Raw genomic sequence first — 16,739 nt, forward strand, 5'->3', positions numbered from 1 at the left:
CACGTTTCCAGATCATAGGCTCCGCCGACCAGAAGGGCGCGTGGAACGTCCCCGGTGGTCTTCCCCAGGCCAACCCGCGCTCGAACACATCGGCGTGGATTGCTGGCAGCGCCGCATTGGGAAGGTCTGGCGCCGACATGCGTGCCCTTGGCGGGCAGGTCTTTGACTACGCCATGGAGGCCAACGCCAGACAGATCATGCGCTCGGTCGAGGACGACGCGATCAATTTCGACTCGGCGAGCATGGACCGCATCACGGGAGCGGGACAGCCTGACGGGGCGCAGGGATACCAGTACCGCCAGGGTCGTGACGCGCAGGGTTCTGGTGACGACTACCGCGCGTGGGCCACGGAGCGCATCGGTGAGCTCGCCTCGAAGTACGGCGACGATGTGCGGCCCATGGTTGAGAACAAGCTGCGGACAAGGATGGCGGCCCACTACAACACCATCAAGGGGCACGAGGACGAGGAGGTCAACCGCTACAAACTGAACCAGGATTCTGCCGCCTTCCAGAACGTCCAGAGCGTCATCTCGACCATGCCCGGCGCCGACCGGGCGCAGGCCGTGGTCACCGCAATCGAGGAGTACAAAGACCAGTTCGTCCGCAACAACACGCCGGATGACTTCCGGTGGAACCCCGGCGATCCCGTCCCCGAGAACCTTCGCCCGGCCTGGGACACGCGCCTGCGTAAGTTCTGGGACACATGGCTGGCCAGCACGGCCACGGCAAGGCCAGAGGAGGCCAAGAAGATCCTCGCAGGCATCAACCGCGCGCAGATGGCCATCGACTCCGCGGAGAATCCGGAGGACAAAGCTCGGTTGCAGAACGACCTGCTCAGTCCCGGGAAATTCAGTCCCGGGACCATCGTGCATGTCGAGTCGGTCATCAGGGCAGAGGACGAGCGCCGTAAGCGTGAGCAGGACCAGGAGCGCCGCCTCTACGTGGCGTCCCTCAGAGACCGCGAGGCGGACGTCCTGGCCTCGATTCAGGAGACTGGCAGCGAGGGACCGGTCGACATCGCGGCGGAGTACCGCAGGTTCGGCGCCCCGGATGAGGCATCCCGTTTCGAGCGCACGCGCTCCATGGCCTACAAGGTGCGGAACTTCCTGCACTCGACGTCGACCATGCCCTTCGAGGACCGCATGGCAGAGGCCGAGAGGCAATTCACCATCGTGCCCGGGCAGACCGGCGCGAAACAGGTTCTGGACCTGCGAGAGGGGGTCGAGCGGCAGATAGCCTCGGACGAGCGCGAGCGTCAGGCCAAGATCAGGGCCGTGAAAGATCAGGCGCGGCAGTTCCAAGAGAACCCTGCCGGATTCGTGGCTCCGACCGTTCAGGCGCGCTACCAGGGACACGCCGGGGACGACATCCAGTCGGCCACGGCCTACAGCCTCAAGCTGCAGACCGACCTTGCCAAGGGGAACCCCCTGTTCCGTCCGCGCGTCCTCGACTCCGATCAGGCCAAGCGCCTGCGCAGCCAGTACTTGGAGGCGGACGCGGACACGAAGCTCTCCGTCCTCGAGGGGCTGAACCAGTATGGACGCTACAAGGCCCAGGCCTTGGGAGAACTCGGCCTGACCACGGCGCAACTTGCTCAGTCCGCCCTTGACCAGGGAGACAGGGCAGATGCCCGCCTCTTCGTCCAGGCAGACAGCATGAAGGACTCAGACCTCCCCGCGAGTATGAAGCAGGGAGGGACCACGCCGCAGCAGTTCAAGAATGAGGTGCTGACGGCTCTCGGAGACAGCGACTCGTGGAACGCGGCGACGTCTTTGTCCAGGCTGCAACCGTGGCAGGCAGGAGCGACAGAGCAGACCGCAGCCATGGAGAACACCCTCGTGCGCTTCGCCATGCTCAAGGGCGATCCGCAGGCCGCGGCTCGATTCGTGGACAAGCTCTATCCATCGTTCAGCGAGGACGGCCTCGCCTCCGTGATACTTCCCAAGGGGACGGACACGGATTCCCTGCGCGGCAAGCTGCGCGCTGCGCGTCAGAGCGTCGTGGACGGGCTCGAATCCTGGCAGGCGGGAGAACTCGGCGCGAGGAAGTGGCGCGAGCGCCGGGCAGATATCCTCGGATCGGCGACGTGGATCAATTCTCCCGACGGGGACGGATTGATCCTGATCGGCCCGAGCGGCCTGGCCGTCTCTGGAAAGAACGGGGCGCCTGTGCGCCTGACATGGGACGCCCTCGGCGCGACACAGCCAGATGAAGGCGTATCGGACTGGGCTGCTGGCCTCTCTGGGCTGGAGGGCATGGACTGATGATCGTCCTCCCCATCACAGCGACCACCGAGGACGAGTACGACGTCCGGAGCGAGGCGGAGAACCGTCCCACTCCTACCGGCGAGTACCTTGGCGCCAAGCTATCGCAAGGATTTGATTTCACTACGACTCGTGCTGCATACGACTCCGTGCGCATCGGGCATGCCGAGCGGGATGCCTACGGCCTGAGCTACCGAGACGACAAGCCCGAGTACAACACGGACAAGCGCGACAGGTGGGGGCCGGGGGGGTACGACCCGCTGCGCCCGCACCGCATGTCCGAGGAGCAGTGGAAGGCATCGGAATGGTATCGCGAGGGTATCCCCTTCACGCCCAAGATGACCCCGGTGCGTGCGCAGCTCATGGCCGAGGACTTCGACGACAGGCGATATCGCGACAGCCTCGTGCAGCGCTACCGCGGTGGAGCCATCGGGCAGGTCCTGGGATTCGGGGCAACCCTGCTCGGGAATCTGCCAGACCCGGTCAACTTCATCGGCCTGGGGGAAATCAAAGCGGGTGAGAGCCTGTGGCGCGGGGCGCGCCTGGCCGCTGGGGAAGCTGCTCTCGGCACCGCCGCTGCCGATGCCGTCGTGCTGCCTGACCTGCACAGCCGCGGCGAGGACGTCGGCTGGCAGGACGCGGCCACGGACATCATGTTCGGCGCCGCTCTCGGCGGGCTCATCGGTATGGGAGGACAGGCGGTCAAGAACAGGCTGGGAGACATCAGGCGCGCGCGAGAATCCTCCTCCCCGGAGGCGAGGCGCGTGGCCGGTCAGGTGCAGGAAAAGGCCCTCTCCGATGCGGCAGCAGGTGACCCCGTCGACGTGCGCCCCGTAGCTGATGCCAACGCGGACGTGATCGCTCGGGAGCGTGATCGACTGGCCCGGGCATATGACCAAGTGCACTCGGAACCGCTCGGCGGACCGGCTGACGAGGTCCTGGCCAGCATCGAACCAGAAGACATTCAGCGCCTGCTCGTGGAGCGTGGACCGGCCATCGAGAAGGACGGGCAGATCGTCGTCCAGGGCCGGGCGATGCAGAAGCTCACGGGGACGAGGCGCGGCCGTGGTCTGGTCAAGATCATCTTCGGGCACGGGGAGGAGAATGCGGCGACTCCGGCGCATCTTCGCGTAAGCCGGGATGACGTGACCGCGCTCCCGGAACTCGTGCGCGACTACGATCCGACCATCAACGACGGCGTGCACCGCGAGTGGCGCATTCCTCGCGAGGATGGCAATCAACTGGTCTTCGCGACATCGGCATGGGGAGAGAACCCGGAATCTAGGCTCGTGACGATGTACGTGGACGAGGGGAAGGGGAGAGAGGCGTCTAAAAAAAGGAGCCCGGCTTCTCCTCGTCCGTCGGTTGAACGTGGCGGGGGATACGCGGCGGGCGATTTCGATTTCATTCCCACCGGGCCGGGCAAGGAAAAGATAGTCCCGGGAGGTGGCGACGTCAAGGCCATCTCCGAAGCCGTCTTACCACTTCAGGAATCCAGCAAAAACGCCGCTCCCGTCGAGATCGTGCAGAGCGCGAAGGATCTTCCGGAGCACCTGCAGGAGTGGGCAGGTGGCCTACCGAGCGCGCCCGAGGGCGTCTATGACCCCCGCGAGGGAAAAGTCTGGCTCGTGGCTGACGGAATCCGGTCAGGAGTTCCGGAGGACGCCCTTGGTTCCTACCTGCGCACCCGGGCCCGCGAGGTCTGGCAGCATGAGCAGGGTGGCCATGCTGGCCTGCGAGGTCTCATGCGCGAGCTGCACGGCGAGAACTGGCACGAGGCCATGTCCGACTTTCAGGAGAGCGTCATCAAGGGAGCCGGGGAGACGCCGGAGTTCCGCGCCGCGGCAGAGTCTTCCGGGCTGGACATCTCCGATGCGCGGCAAGCTCGTCTTGCGGCCGAGGAGTACGTGGCCAGGCTGGCGGAGAAGGTCGACCTTGGACAGGACCTGACCGATGCCGAGCGCGGCATCTGGTCGCGTGTGCTCGACATGATCAGGGAATGGCTCGGGAATCGCCCCGGTCTGCGCGACTACGATGCCGAGGCAGTGGCCCGGGCCGCGCTGCGCTGGACCACGGACGGCCACGTGGAGCCCCCCGAGACGCGGCGTGTTGTCGACTGGCGCACGGCGGAGGCTGACAGACCTCTCGAAGCTCCGAAGGCAGCCGCAGGCACTCCCGGCGATGTCGCGGCGGCAGGGCAGGGAGAAATTTCCGAACTGGCGCCGGAGGTCATGTCCGAGATCGACGGCATGCGCGAACTCGGAGAACTGACCGCGGCTGAGGCAGACGAGCTCGACGCGGCGGGCAGGGCTTCCGACGTGGCTCAGAGCATGGAAGAGGCCGGGCTGTCCGCAGCGGAATGCCTGGCGAAGGCGGTGGAATAGATGGCTCAGATCACGCGAGCCGACTGCGTGGCTTCGGTGAAGGCTGCGGGCATGTCCGAGACGGACGCGCGCGAGATGGTGGACATGGTCCTGGCGGAACGGGAGCGCCTGCGCGCCCTGGGCCAGACAGACCGCATGGAGAAGCGGTTGGCGGATTTCGTGTCGCGCAAGGCGGAGCAGGCGAAGATCACCGCGGCCAAGCAGCGGCAGCAGGCCGCCTTGAACATCCTGCGGCGCCAGGAACTGGACGCCCGCCTCGCGCGCTTCGAGTCCGAGACCGGAGGCAACACCGTCGAGGGCATCTTGTCCATGCTTTATGGGTCCTACAAGGAGGCGTTCGACGCTCGCGGATCAGTTTCGCGCGACCGGCTGGCCATTGCCCGGCAGTGGCTCGGCGGGGCCTTTGCGGAACTCCAGGATCGTGCCCACGTCTTCAAGCTGCTGCGCAGGGACAAGGATTTCCTCGGCGACGTGGTGCGCGAGATGTACGAGATCAAGCCGGAGGGACGACCGGGCATCACGGGAAGCGATGACGCGCGCTTTGTGGCCTCCATCTTCTCGAAGTACAGCGAGATCGCGCGTCAGCGCCTAAACGAGGCCGGGGCCATGATCGGCAAGCTCGACGGATGGGCCCCGCAGGAGCACGACGCGGCCAAGATGCTGGAAGCTGGGCATGAGGCGTGGGTCGAGCGGACCATGCCGCTCCTCGACCTCGAGCGCTCGTTCGAGGGAGCGACGCCGGAGGAGGCCCGGGCCATCCTCGGCGACGTCTACGAGAACATCGTCACCGGGCGAGGCCAGGCCGTGAGCGCGGCCGAGAAGGGCCAGTTCCTGGGGCCGCGCAACCTGGCGCGGGGCATGGGCAAGAATCGTGTTCTGCACTTCCGCAATGCTGACGCCTTCCTCGACTACCACGCGAGCTTCGGACGCGGGAACGTCTTCACCGGCGTGGTCAACCATCTCGACCGGGCGGCGCGCTCTGCCGCGGCCATGGAGCGTCTGGGGCCGAACCCGGAAAACATGCTCAAGAGCGTGGTGGAATCCGCGAAGCGCAGGATCCGGCAGGACGCAACTCTCGCTCCCGAAGAGAAAGCAGCGCGGATTGCCAAGCTCGACCGCAACATCTCCTCGCGCACCGGAAAAATCGGCATCGCCCTGTCCGAGGTCCTGGGGGAAACGCTTATCCCCGAGTCCGTGAGCGCGGCCAAGGTGGCGAGCAGCGTCCGCGCCGTACAGTCCCTGGCCAAGCTCGGTGGTGCCGTGCTCAGTTCGGTCGCCGATCTCATGACCTACGCCATGGCCGCGCGCCATGACGGCATGAATCTCTTCGAGGCCTACGGGAAGGCCTTCGCCGCACTCCTCGAGGGCCGCGACACGGGAGAGAAGCGGCAGATCGCGTCCATGCTCGGGACCATGTTCGACGGCGTGCTCGGGGAGATTTCGGCTCGCTGGCATGCACAGGACTCCATGCCCGGCCAGATGTCTTCCCTGATGAACACGATGTTCAGAGCCTCCGGTCTGACCTATTGGACCGATGCCCTCAAGGCCGGATACGCGCGCATGTTCTCGTCCCATCTCGCGGACCATACCAGCAGGACCTGGCCCGAGCTCCCCGAGGAGTTACGCGCCATGTTCCGGCGCCACGGGTGGGAAGAAGCGCAGTGGGAGGCGGTCCGATCCGTCGAGATGCACCGCGCCCAGGACGGACGGCTCTACCTGCTCCCGGAGTCGGCGCGGAGGATTCCCGTCGATTCCCTGGACGGGCTGCTCCTGCGCGACCGCCTCACGTCCCTGGCGCAGCGCTACACTGGCGAGGAGTTCGAGCGTCGGGCGAACATCGCGCGTCAAGATGCACGGAAGCGCCTCGAAACCGACCTCATGGGCATCTACGCGGACGAGACCATGAACGCCGTGATTGAGCCTGACGACAGGACCCGTGCCCTCATGCTGCAGGGGACAAAGCCTGGCACTCTGTCCGGCGAGGTGGCACGCTTCGTCATGCAGTTCAAGTCCTTCCCCATCGCCTACATGCAACGGATCCTCGGTGGCCAGGTCTACAAGCGCGGCGGGAGCCCGCGCGACCTCGCAGGAGTCACGCACCTGATCGCAGGATCATTGATCTTCGGCTACGCGGCCATGGTCGCCAAGGACTTCGTGAAGGGAAAGACTCCTCGTGACCCGCAGAAGATGTCCACATGGATAGCCGCGGCGGCGCAGAGCGGCGGGGCTGGCATCTACGGAGACTATCTGTTCGGCCAGGCCAGCAGGTTCGGAAACTCCCCCCTTGAGAGCATCGCAGGTCCGACGGCTGGAACCGCGGCCAATGCCATCAGCCTTTGGCAGAAGATGCGCTCCGGGGATGCCAGGGCAGGAGACGCCTTCTATCTCGCGCTCAACAACACGCCGTTCATCAACCTCTGGTACACACGCGCCGCGCTCGACTACGCGGCTCTCTTCCATGTCCAGGAGATGATGAGCCCCGGCACGCTCTCCAGACGGGAGAGGCGCATGAAGAAAGAGTTCGGGCAGAAGTATCTTACGCTCCCGATCTTCGGCGACATCACACCATCCCACGTCATCCGATACGGAGGAGGTTTCCGATGACCATTGCCACGACCCTGTCGCGCGAACAGTACGCAGGCAACGGCCTGACCACTGCCTGGCCTGTTCCCTTCACCTTCTACGACGCCGCGGACATCATCGTCGTGGTGTCCGATTCCGACGGAAGCAACCCGCTGACGCTCGAGCTCGGAACGGATTACTCCGTGTCCGGAGGAGACGGACAGAACGGCGCCGTCCTCTACCCCGTGTCCGGGCCCCCGCTCGCGTCGGGAAAACTCCTGACCCTGTACCGTGACCTCGTGCTCGTGCAGGACCTGGACCTCGTGAACCTGGACGGTTTCGACGCCGACCTCGTGGAGCGCCAGTTCGACCGCTCGCGCATGATCGACCAGCAGCTGCAGGAGCAGATCGACCGCTGCGTCAAGGCGCCGGTCACCGACCCCGAGGCCCTGACCTTCGAGGACATCACGTCCGAGCGCGCGGCGGCTCAGGCCGCGGCTACGGCTGCCCAGAGCGCGCAGGCCGGGGCCGAGACGGCGCAGGGACTGTCCGAGGCCGCGCGTGACGCCTCCCAGGCCAGCGCCTCGGACGCGGCGACAAGCGCCGCCAGCGCGGCGGACAGCGCGACCACGGCGGCAGAGATGGTATCCACGGCGGGGAAAGAGCCGTACGTGGTCACCCTCGAGGCCGGGCAGACTGTCGTCGGCGGCATCCCGTGGACCTGGACCTCCGGACGCCTGGTCGTGCAGGTCGGCGGCGTTGATCAGTGGCCTGCGCTGGGCGACTACACCGAGGACATCCCCGGACGGGCGATCACGCTCTCCGAGGCGCCGGGCGCCGGAATCGTAGTCGCCATCTGCACGCTGGAAATCCCGACCCTGGCCGAGGGCGGCAGCGAGGTCATCAGCGTCACCTGGGACCAGGTATCTGGCAAGCCCTCGTCCTATCCTCCTTCCGCCCACGGGCACGCCATCTCGGACGTGGCCGGGCTGCAGGGCGACCTGGACGCCATCGCTGCCTCTGCTGCTGCGGCGCAGGCCTCCGCGGACGCTGCCCAGGCCGCGGCCGAGGCTTCCGTGGGCGTGGCGAATCTCGGCTACACGGCCAGCCCGACGCAGGGCGTGGTCACGAGCGATACCGGCACGGACGCAACGTTGTCCTTGGCCGACGGCACGAATGCCGGGCTGATGGCCCCGGCTGAGCACACGAAGTTGGCCGGAGTGGCGGCCGGTGCCACGGCGAACAGCGCCGACAGCTACCTCCTCGACCGCGCGAACCACACCGGGTCGCAGGCCATCAGCACCGTGACCGGCTTGCAGACCGCGCTGGACGGAAAGGAGGGAACGCTTAACGCGAACCAGAAACGGACGATCACGGTAGGCACGGCGGCGCCGAGCGGCGGAAGTGACGGCGACATCTACTTGCAATACACGTAGCGCCCCCATGCTGATTGAACTCGACATCCCGGACCCTTTGGCCGTGGAGTACATTCGCATGTGCATCCGCATGGCCAAGGCTCACCCCAACGCAACGGACCTGCAGATCATGCGCCATGCGGCGCGCGGATTCGCGGTGAAGTGGACGGGGCAGGAACAACCGATCAACTTGGAGGACACACCGTGACTTGCGCATTCTTCTCTCCGGTCATCAACTATGGCGGCGAAGAAGGCTCCGAGACTCCCCCCAACTACTGGCCGAAGGCCATGTACTTCCTCGACGGGCTCAATATCAACTGCACAACCCGGTCATGGGTCGTCGTGGACAACGTTCCCGTCTCCTGCGAGGTCGTCTGCGATATCGACGAAGCGACGAAGGCGCGGGTGCTCGCCATTGACGGCGTCTATGAGGTCGATCTGTAATGTCCACCCTGTGGTATTCCGACTTTTCCGTTACCGACGGGACGGCGTTGGAAAACATCTCACCCACTTTTTGGGTGAAGGGAAGCGCGTACCAATTCATCACGTCGAGCGGACAGCTCGTCCTTCAAAACTACTCCGCTCCGTACTCCGTTGATCTGGCGTCGCAGCAGGTCTACGTTGAATTCTCGATCACCTACGCCGGGGGAACAAACCCCCAGATCATTATCGGGATATGCAACTCTGGATCGGCCACCACCACCCCCGACGGTCCATATGTCGATCTGAATACCGCGGGAAAAATCTACCTCAAGCGCCAGTACGCCACGCTGGCAACCATCAGCTACGCGGCGTGGCTTTCCGTCTCCGGAACGCGGATCAAGGTCCGTCTAGAGCAGAATGCGTCGTCGCAGACCATCATCACTGTTTGGGACTCCACAGACGCGCTTGTGGCCTCCCAGACCGTCACCGGGGTCACTCTTGGCGGCACGTATGCCACCATCTATGGTTATGGATCGACCACAACGCCGCCGAAAGAAGCCCTGGACGAACTCGGGGTCTACGACTACTCGGCTCCCCCGTCTTCCGGCCTCGTGGTGTATTTGAACGTCGGGGGTACATGGAAGACTTGCACACCATACATCAACGTCGGCGGGACCTGGAAGACCGCAACCCCGGCCCTGAATGTCGGCGGGACCTGGAAGCAGTAAAGGGCGCCCCCCAAGAATGGGAGACCGCAGCGACGGAACATTGTGGCACAACGTAAATATATACATCAGCGACGGCGTGTCGTGGAATCCGTGCACGCTGCATACTGCGTAGGAGCGTAAAACGTGAGTAAGATGCCGATCAGCATGGTGGACGGGTTGCCGGGCGTTATTTCCGGCGTACAAGCTCAGATAGACTCCATCAATTCCGGTAAGCCGCAGACCATCGTCAAGTGCAAACTGGCGTCCGCAGTGGGCTCCCCCTACGAAGACCTCGTGACGCCGAACTTCCTTTCCTTCTCAGGGCAGGTCGTCACTCTGTCGGCGGACGCCTCAAACCCTTTCCAGGTCTGCGCCGGAGACGGGCCGGGGAAAAACAGGCTGAGCGAGGAGCTTACGTCGAACCTGACGTGGACAATTCCGACCACGAACGGCTCGTATTACCTGGCGGTGGATGTGGCCGAGGACGGCACCCTGAGCGCGGCTGCGCCGACATCCGCGAGTCCGGAGTATTCCAACGCCAGGCGCGTGGGAACAGGCGATGTGTTCCTGATAGCACAGAATACGATGCTTAATGCGAGCAATGCAAAGATACATCGTGTTTACGTCGGGTACGTTGGAGTCGTCGGCGGTGTCCTCTCCGCATTGTACATGACACACCCCGGGGTGACGACGATTATTACCCCGACACCGACCGGAGTGGTCGCACAGCAGATGCAGTACACGATGGCGAATCCGTACTACGGATGCCCCGTGTCACTCGTGACGCAGATCAAGGGCGCAAACTGGTTCGACCCGAACTGGGTATTCAACGGGGCTCGGGGCGTCGGCGCGAAGAGCACAATCTACAATAGCACGATCATCATGCTGACGGGGCAACCATTTGGATCAGTACCGACAAGTACAGGGGCTCCTGAAGATGGTACGACTATCACCGCTCCATATGCACGAATCATCGTAACGAGGGGGTTTTAGATGGAAAACAAAATGTACGGTTTTCCCGGTCAGTCCACCGTGATCGTACTTCTTCCCTACCTCGATCCTCCCGAAGGGGCGATCCCGTGCCAGCCCAGACCGAGCGACGACGCGATCCTTGGCGCTGATGGTACGTGGGGTCCGTCTGCTCCGTCCTCCATCTCGCGCCGCCAGATTCGCATCTGGATGGCTATCCACGGAATCCCCGAATCCGACGTGCTCGGCGCAATCGCGGCGCTCGACGACGAAACGACGCGAATGATCGCGAAGATCGCGTGGGAGGAGAGCATCACCTACGAACGGACAGACCCCATCCTGCAGGAGATTGCGACCGGGCTCGGTTACTCCGACCTCGCCGTCGTGTTCGCCGAAGCCTCCGAGTACTAGCCAGGGGAATGGCTCTTCTCGTGTCGCAGGGCATCGTGGCCCCGGAGAGGGCGGACGAGATCATGGCGGTGTAGGCTCAGAGTCCCCCAAGCGAGTCCCCCAGACGAAAAAAGGGCTTGCGGTTTTCACCGCAAGCCCTTGATTTTTCTGGTGGAGACGAAGAGATTTGAACTCTCGACCTACGCGTTGCGAACGCGCCGCTCTCCCAGCTGAGCTACGTCCCCGTGAGAAGGGGAGTATTTAGTCGCAAACCGCATGGAGGTCAAGGGGCGTTGTGCGCCTTGCGCGCTGTCGGCGCAGGATCGGGCGGCGCTCAGTCCAGGTCCAGCCAGTCGAGCACCGAGCGCACGCGGTGGCGATAGGTGTGCTTCTCGAAGATTAGCTCGCGCCAGGCCGCGGTCAGGGTCTCGCGCGAGGTGCGGGAGTTTTTGAACTTCCTGAACAGGCCCGGGATGTCGTCCGGACGGCCGAAGCTGATCTCGCGCCACAGCTCCTCGGGGAAGATGGCGAGCCCGGGTGTGGCGTCCGTGAGCAGGAAGCCGCCCGCGGCCCAGACGTCGAAATGGCGCTGCGTGAGCCCGGCGGGCAGAAGCAGGCTCGTGACGTTCAGCACCGCGCCCGCCTGGGCGTAGATGTCGGCCAGGGGGCCGTAGTAGTCGACGGGTTCGCGCCTGTCCGTGAGGCCGGGCACCAGGGCGTCCCAGCCCGCGTCGCCGAAGACCGTGAAGGGTGTCTCCCGAGCCCCGGCCGCGAGGCATCTGGCCCGCCACTCCCGCGCGCACTGCTCGGCCCCGAATCCGGGCTCGCGCGACTGCCTGCCCGGCCAGAGCAGGCTGCCGAGCCGTTCGGCCCACCAGGCGAAGTCGGGTCGGAATCCTCTGTCCAGGCGCTCGCGGGCCGCCTCCCAGACGTCCTCCGGGAGCGTTATCCCCGCGAAGAAGCCCGCCTTGTCCGGGAACTCCGAGCGGCCCACGAAGACCAGCCGCTCGGCCAGGCCGTAGTCGCGGACAGGAGGGGCGCCCTCGGCCTCGGCTACGTCGTCGTTCGTCTCGATTTTTGCGTCGACATTCGCTCCGAAGCCGCGCCAGGCGGCCAGGGGCAGGTGCAGCACCGCGCGCGCGCCGAGGTCCATGAGGCGCGGGGTGAAGCTGTCGTCCGTGACGCACAGGAGCGCCTTCTTCCAGAAACCCGAGCGCAGGCCGGAGAGGAGGTGGAAGGGGTTGTCCACGCACCACACTGCCACGGCCGCGCCTGCGGCCTCGAGCAGGTGGAAGGCCTCACCGTGGGCGTCGAGCCCGGCGAAGTTGAGGCTCAGGAAGAGGGCGGGCGTGGCCTCGCGCAGCAGGCGGGGGAGGTTTTTCGAAAGATCCTCCGGCGCGAGCAGGCGCACGGAGAACCCCTCCTCGCCGAAGGCGTCGGCCAGCTCGCGCACGAGGAGGCCGTTCTCGCGCGCGGGCAGCCAGACCTCGCGCAGGGCCTCGTGCGCCTGGCCGCGGCCGAGGCTTGCCACCTGCGCCGCGGCGCGAAGCGGCCCCCAGAACGAGGGGAAGAGCCGCAGGTTCGGGCGGTAGACGAGCACGCGCCTGCCTGCGGCGACGGCCGCGAGCGCCTTGTCCGGGGACAGGCGCTGCCAGGCGCGGGGCACTGCCTTGCCCCACTCGGGCGGCATCTGCGCCTCGAACTCCGGGCACTCCACGAAGGAGACGCCGTCGCGCGGCAGAAGCTCGGCCAGAAGCCCCGGCTCCGGCCCAAGCCCGAGGACCAGGATGTCCTGCCCGGTGCCCATGGCCTCGAACTGCTCCTCGCCCGCGGGCAGGCTCTGCGGCCTGCCGAGCTCGGCCACGACCTTCAGCCGCTCGGGTCGCGGATCGCCGGGAAGCGGGGCGCGGGGACGCTCGGGCATGGGCTATACTCCGGATGGGGTTTCGGCTAGAAGAGGGGATTGTTCACCCCCTACGGCCCGCATACTAATGAAGAACTACCGCGATCATTATTTCAAGAAGGCCAAGCAGGAGAACTATCCTGCCCGCTCTGTATACAAACTCAAGGAAATCAACAACCGTTTCGGCATCATAAAGCCCGGGATGAAGGTCCTTGACCTCGGCGCCGCGCCAGGCTCCTGGACGCTGTACGCGGCCCAGAAGGTCGGCCCCTCCGGCAAGGTGCTCGGCTGCGACATCCAGGACACGGACACCGCCTTTCCGAACAACGCGGTCTTCCTCAAGGAAGACGTCTTCGAGCGCAGCGCGGAGTTCGACGCGCTGCTGGCCGCGGAAGGGCCGTTCGACGCCGTGGTCTCGGACATGGCGCCGCGCACCACGGGCGTGAAGTTCACCGACCAGGCGCGGTCCATGAACTTGTGCGAGGAGGCCCTTGCGCTGGCGCGCCTCGTCCTGCTAAAGGGCGGCAGCTTCGTCGTGAAGAATTTCGAGGGCCCGGACACCAAGGCCTATGTCGACGAGGTCCGCCGCTCCTTCGCCACGGTCAAGATTTTCAAGCCCAAGAGTTCGCGCGAGGAGAGCAAGGAGATGTTCATCATCGGCCTCGGCTACAAGGGGCCGGAGACGACCGGCCAGGATGGCGCGAGCCAGGAGAAATAGAGGAGAGGATTCATGTCCGGACACAGCAAATGGGCCAACATCAAGATCAGGAAGGGCGCGCAGGACGCCAAGCGCGGCAAGCTCTTTACCAAGGCGGCCAAGGAGCTCATGCTCGCGGCCAAGCTCGGCGGCGGTGACCCCGCCGCCAACTCCCGCCTGAAGCAGGCCATCGCCTACGCCAAGTCGATCAACCTGCCCAAGGACAAGATCGACACGGCCATCAAGAAGGGCACGGGCGAGCTGCAGGGCGACACGATCGAGGAGATCATGTACGAGGGCTACGCCCCCGGCGGCGTGGCCGTGCTCGTCGAGGTGGCCACGGACAACAAGAACCGCACCGTGGCCGAGATAAGGCACATCTTTTCCAAGCGCGGCGGCAACCTGGGCGAGTCAGGCTCCGTGGCCTGGATGTTCGACCGCATGGGCGTCTTCGCCTTCTCCAAGGAGACCTACACCGAGGACCAGCTCATGGAGGCCGCGCTCGAGGCCGGTGCCGACGACGTGGTCGACGAGGGCGAGGTCTTCGAGATGCGCTGCGCCTTCGACGCCTTCGGCGCGGTGCAGCAGGCCCTGGACACGGCCGAGCTGACCTACCTCGACGCCAAGGTGGCCATGATCCCCAAGAACACCGTGCCGGTGGACGCCGAGGCGGGCCGCAAGATCCTGGGCCTGCTCGACGCCATCGAGGACAACGACGACGTGCAGAACGTCTACGACAACTCCGACCTGCCCGACGAGCTCATGGCGGAGATGGACGGCTAGCATGGAGCCCCGCCCGGCGGACCTGATCGTGCTCGGCCTCGACCCCGGCTCCCGTGTGACGGGCTGGGGCATCGTGGCCGAGCGCGGCGGGTCGCTCGCCCTGATCGACGCCGGGACCATCAAGCTCGCCGCGCAGGCCGACATGGCCGTGCGGCTCGGCCGCATCTACGAGGAACTGGCCGGGCTCATCGCCGAGCACCGGCCCCTCGAGGCGGCCATCGAGAACGTCTTCGTGAACAAGAACACCCTCTCGGCGCTCAAGCTCGGGCAGGCGCGCGGCGCGGCCATCGCGGCCTGCGCCGTGGCCGGGCTGCCCGTGGCCGGGTACGAGCCCACCCTCGTGAAGAAGAGCATCGTGGGCACGGGCCGGGCCGAGAAGGAGCAGGTGGCCTTCATGGTCGGGCGGCTGCTCGGCACCACGCGCCGCTTCGCGCTGGACGCCTCGGACGCCCTGGCCGTGGCCGTCTGCCACCTGAACGAGCGGCGCCTGCGCCGCCTGGCAAAGGCCACCGGCGCGAAGTGTTCCTGACGGCGCGCCCCCGCGACCCCCGCGCTCCCCGCGACAGGGGACGCCAGACGACGGAGTCTCCCGGATGATCGCTTTCCTCACCGGCACGCTTGCCGCCATGGACGAGCGCACCTGCACCCTGCTCACGCCCGGCGGCGTGGGCTACGAGATCCAGCTGGCGGCCAAGAGCCTGGCCTCGCTGCCGCAGCGCGGCGGGGAGATCTGTTTCCACGTGCACCTCGTGGTGCGCGAGGACGCGCTCGAGCTCTTCGGCTTCGAGAGCCGCGAGGAGCGCGATGCCTTCCGCACTCTCATCTCCATCTCGGGCTTCGGGCCGCGCAAGGCGCAGGCCGTGATCAACCAGTACACGCCCGAGGAGCTCACGCGCATCGTGGTCGAGGAGGACGTGGCCGCGCTCACGCGCATCTCCGGCATCGGCAAGAAGACGGCGCAGCAGATGCTCCTCGAACTCCGCTTCAAGCTCGACAAGAAGGGACACGAGGCGCATCTGGCGGGCACGCCGCAGCAGTCGCGCGGGGTCTTCAAGGACGCCCTTGCCGGTCTCGTGAACCTGGGTTACTCCGAGGAGGAGGCCGCGCCGATCCTGCGCGGCGTGCTGGAGAAGGAGCCCGACCTCGACGTCGCGGCCGCCTTGCGCAAGGCGCTCCAGGCCATTGCCAGGGCGCGGAGCTAGAGGCTCCCGGCCCTTCCTGAACAGGCCCATCGGACACCCGGATGCAGTGCGAGAACCCCCCTTTCGATGATCCCGCGGGCGGCGGACAGGGAGCCGACGACTCCATCAGGCCGCGCAGGCTGGCCGAGTTCATCGGCCAGGACGACCTGCGCGCCAACCTCGACGTCTTCATCCGCGCCGCGCTCGAGCGCGGCCGTCCCCTGGACCACACGCTCTTCTACGGCAACCCGGGCCTGGGCAAGACCACGCTCTGCCAGATCATGGCCTCGGAGCTCGGGGTCAACCTCGTCTCCACCTCCGGCCCGGTGCTCGAGCGCACCGGCGACCTCGCGGCCATCCTGACCAACCTCGGCCGCCACGACATCCTTTTCGTGGACGAGATCCACCGCATGCCCGCGAGTGTGGAGGAGGTCCTCTATCCGGCCATGGAGGACTACAAGATCGACCTGATCATCGGCCAGGGGCCGGGGGCGCGCACGGTCAAGATCGACCTCGAGCCCTTCACCCTGGTCGGCGCGACCACGCGCATAGGCCTCCTCACCTCGCCGCTGCGCGACCGCTTCGGCGTCATCTTCCGCCTGGAGTTCTACTCGCCCCCTGAGCTTTCGCGCATCATCCGGCGCTCGGCCAAGATACTCGGCGTGCGTGTGACCGACGAGGGCGCGCTGGCCATCGGGCGGCGCGCCCGGGGCACGCCGCGCATCGCCAACCGCCTTCTGCGCCGCGTGCGGGATTTCGCCCTGGTGCAGGGCGCGGCCGTGGTCGACGAGGAGGCCGCCTGCGCGGCGCTGGACCGCATGGACGTGGACCCGCACGGCCTGGACCAGATGGACAGGGCCATCCTCTCCATCCTCATCGACCAGTTCCAGGGCGGGCCCGTGGGCATCAAGACCCTTGCCGTGGCGCTCTCCGAGGAGGTGCGCACGCTCGAGGAGATCTACGAGCCCTATCTCATCCAGTGCGGCTTCATGAAGCGCACCCCGCGCGGCCGCGTGGCCACGGCAAAGGCCTACACCCACCTGAAGATCATCTAACCCCAA

Annotated in this window: 15 protein-coding genes and 1 tRNA gene; 14 read left to right on the forward strand and 2 right to left on the reverse strand. The window is 66.0% G+C overall.

The window, feature by feature from the left end:
* Nucleotides 1-137: 137 nt before the first annotated feature.
* The 9 genes from DSX2_RS07300 (at nucleotide 138) to DSX2_RS07340 (ending at nucleotide 11,135) form a co-directional block, all read left to right on the forward strand.
* Nucleotides 138-2,264, forward strand: a complete 2,127-nt coding sequence (locus DSX2_RS07300; RefSeq protein WP_152512872.1) for a hypothetical protein — start codon at nucleotides 138-140, stop codon at nucleotides 2,262-2,264.
* The gene (locus tag DSX2_RS07305; protein ID WP_020880528.1) at nucleotides 2,264-4,648 is read left to right on the forward strand and encodes a hypothetical protein; all 2,385 of its coding nucleotides are present in this window, start codon (nucleotides 2,264-2,266) and stop codon (nucleotides 4,646-4,648) included. Before DSX2_RS07300 ends, DSX2_RS07305 begins: the two co-directional genes overlap by 1 nt.
* Nucleotides 4,649-7,252, forward strand: coding sequence for a hypothetical protein (locus DSX2_RS07310; protein WP_020880529.1), 2,604 nt, complete (start codon nucleotides 4,649-4,651; stop codon nucleotides 7,250-7,252). It begins immediately after the preceding gene.
* Complete coding sequence (locus DSX2_RS07315) at nucleotides 7,249-8,646, forward strand: hypothetical protein (RefSeq protein ID WP_020880530.1); 1,398 nt, start codon at nucleotides 7,249-7,251, stop codon at nucleotides 8,644-8,646. The genes DSX2_RS07310 and DSX2_RS07315 overlap by 4 nt, the downstream gene beginning before the upstream one ends.
* A 7-nt stretch (nucleotides 8,647-8,653) precedes the next feature.
* Nucleotides 8,654-8,833 carry a hypothetical protein gene (locus tag DSX2_RS07320; protein WP_020880531.1) on the forward strand — a complete coding sequence of 60 codons (180 nt, stop codon included), beginning with the start codon at nucleotides 8,654-8,656 and terminating at the stop codon, nucleotides 8,831-8,833.
* Complete coding sequence (locus DSX2_RS07325; protein WP_020880532.1) at nucleotides 8,830-9,069, forward strand: hypothetical protein; 240 nt, start codon at nucleotides 8,830-8,832, stop codon at nucleotides 9,067-9,069. Before DSX2_RS07320 ends, DSX2_RS07325 begins: the two co-directional genes overlap by 4 nt.
* Nucleotides 9,069-9,776: a hypothetical protein gene (locus DSX2_RS07330; protein ID WP_020880533.1), complete on the forward strand. Its 708-nt coding sequence runs from the start codon at nucleotides 9,069-9,071 to the stop codon at nucleotides 9,774-9,776. Before DSX2_RS07325 ends, DSX2_RS07330 begins: the two co-directional genes overlap by 1 nt.
* Before the next feature lie 123 nt (nucleotides 9,777-9,899).
* Complete coding sequence (locus DSX2_RS07335) at nucleotides 9,900-10,748, forward strand: hypothetical protein (RefSeq protein ID WP_020880534.1); 849 nt, start codon at nucleotides 9,900-9,902, stop codon at nucleotides 10,746-10,748.
* A complete protein-coding gene (locus tag DSX2_RS07340; RefSeq protein ID WP_020880535.1) occupies nucleotides 10,749-11,135 on the forward strand; it encodes a hypothetical protein in 387 nt (128 codons plus the stop codon).
* Nucleotides 11,136-11,283: 148 nt separating this feature from the next.
* Here the strand turns inward: DSX2_RS07340 and DSX2_RS07345 are convergent.
* Together DSX2_RS07345 and DSX2_RS07350 are read right to left on the reverse strand one after the other, a co-directional pair.
* Nucleotides 11,284-11,359 (reverse strand) — tRNA-Ala (locus DSX2_RS07345).
* Between the two features lie 89 nt (nucleotides 11,360-11,448).
* Nucleotides 11,449-13,038 (reverse strand): glycosyltransferase, encoded by a 1,590-nt coding sequence (locus tag DSX2_RS07350; protein ID WP_020880536.1) that lies wholly within the window; start codon nucleotides 13,036-13,038, stop codon nucleotides 11,449-11,451.
* Nucleotides 13,039-13,105: 67 nt separating this feature from the next.
* Between DSX2_RS07350 and DSX2_RS07355 the strand changes: the two genes are divergently transcribed.
* From DSX2_RS07355 to ruvB, 5 genes are all read left to right on the forward strand, one after another.
* A complete protein-coding gene (locus DSX2_RS07355) occupies nucleotides 13,106-13,735 on the forward strand; it encodes an RlmE family RNA methyltransferase (RefSeq protein WP_020880537.1) in 630 nt (209 codons plus the stop codon).
* 12 nt (nucleotides 13,736-13,747) lie between these two features.
* Entirely contained in the window at nucleotides 13,748-14,497 is a 750-nt protein-coding gene (locus tag DSX2_RS07360; protein WP_020880538.1) for a YebC/PmpR family DNA-binding transcriptional regulator, read from the forward strand.
* Between the two features lies 1 nt (nucleotide 14,498).
* Complete coding sequence (ruvC, locus tag DSX2_RS07365) at nucleotides 14,499-15,026, forward strand: crossover junction endodeoxyribonuclease RuvC (RefSeq protein ID WP_020880539.1); 528 nt, start codon at nucleotides 14,499-14,501, stop codon at nucleotides 15,024-15,026.
* 64 nt (nucleotides 15,027-15,090) lie between these two features.
* Nucleotides 15,091-15,699 (forward strand): Holliday junction branch migration protein RuvA, encoded by a 609-nt coding sequence (gene ruvA / locus DSX2_RS07370; RefSeq protein WP_020880540.1) that lies wholly within the window; start codon nucleotides 15,091-15,093, stop codon nucleotides 15,697-15,699.
* A gap of 41 nt (nucleotides 15,700-15,740) precedes the next feature.
* Nucleotides 15,741-16,733: a Holliday junction branch migration DNA helicase RuvB gene (gene ruvB / locus DSX2_RS07375; protein WP_020880541.1), complete on the forward strand. Its 993-nt coding sequence runs from the start codon at nucleotides 15,741-15,743 to the stop codon at nucleotides 16,731-16,733.
* Nucleotides 16,734-16,739 lie beyond the last annotated feature (6 nt).

The sequence above is a fragment of the Desulfovibrio sp. X2 genome (assembly GCF_000422205.1).
Lineage (GTDB): Bacteria > Desulfobacterota > Desulfovibrionia > Desulfovibrionales > Desulfovibrionaceae > Alkalidesulfovibrio.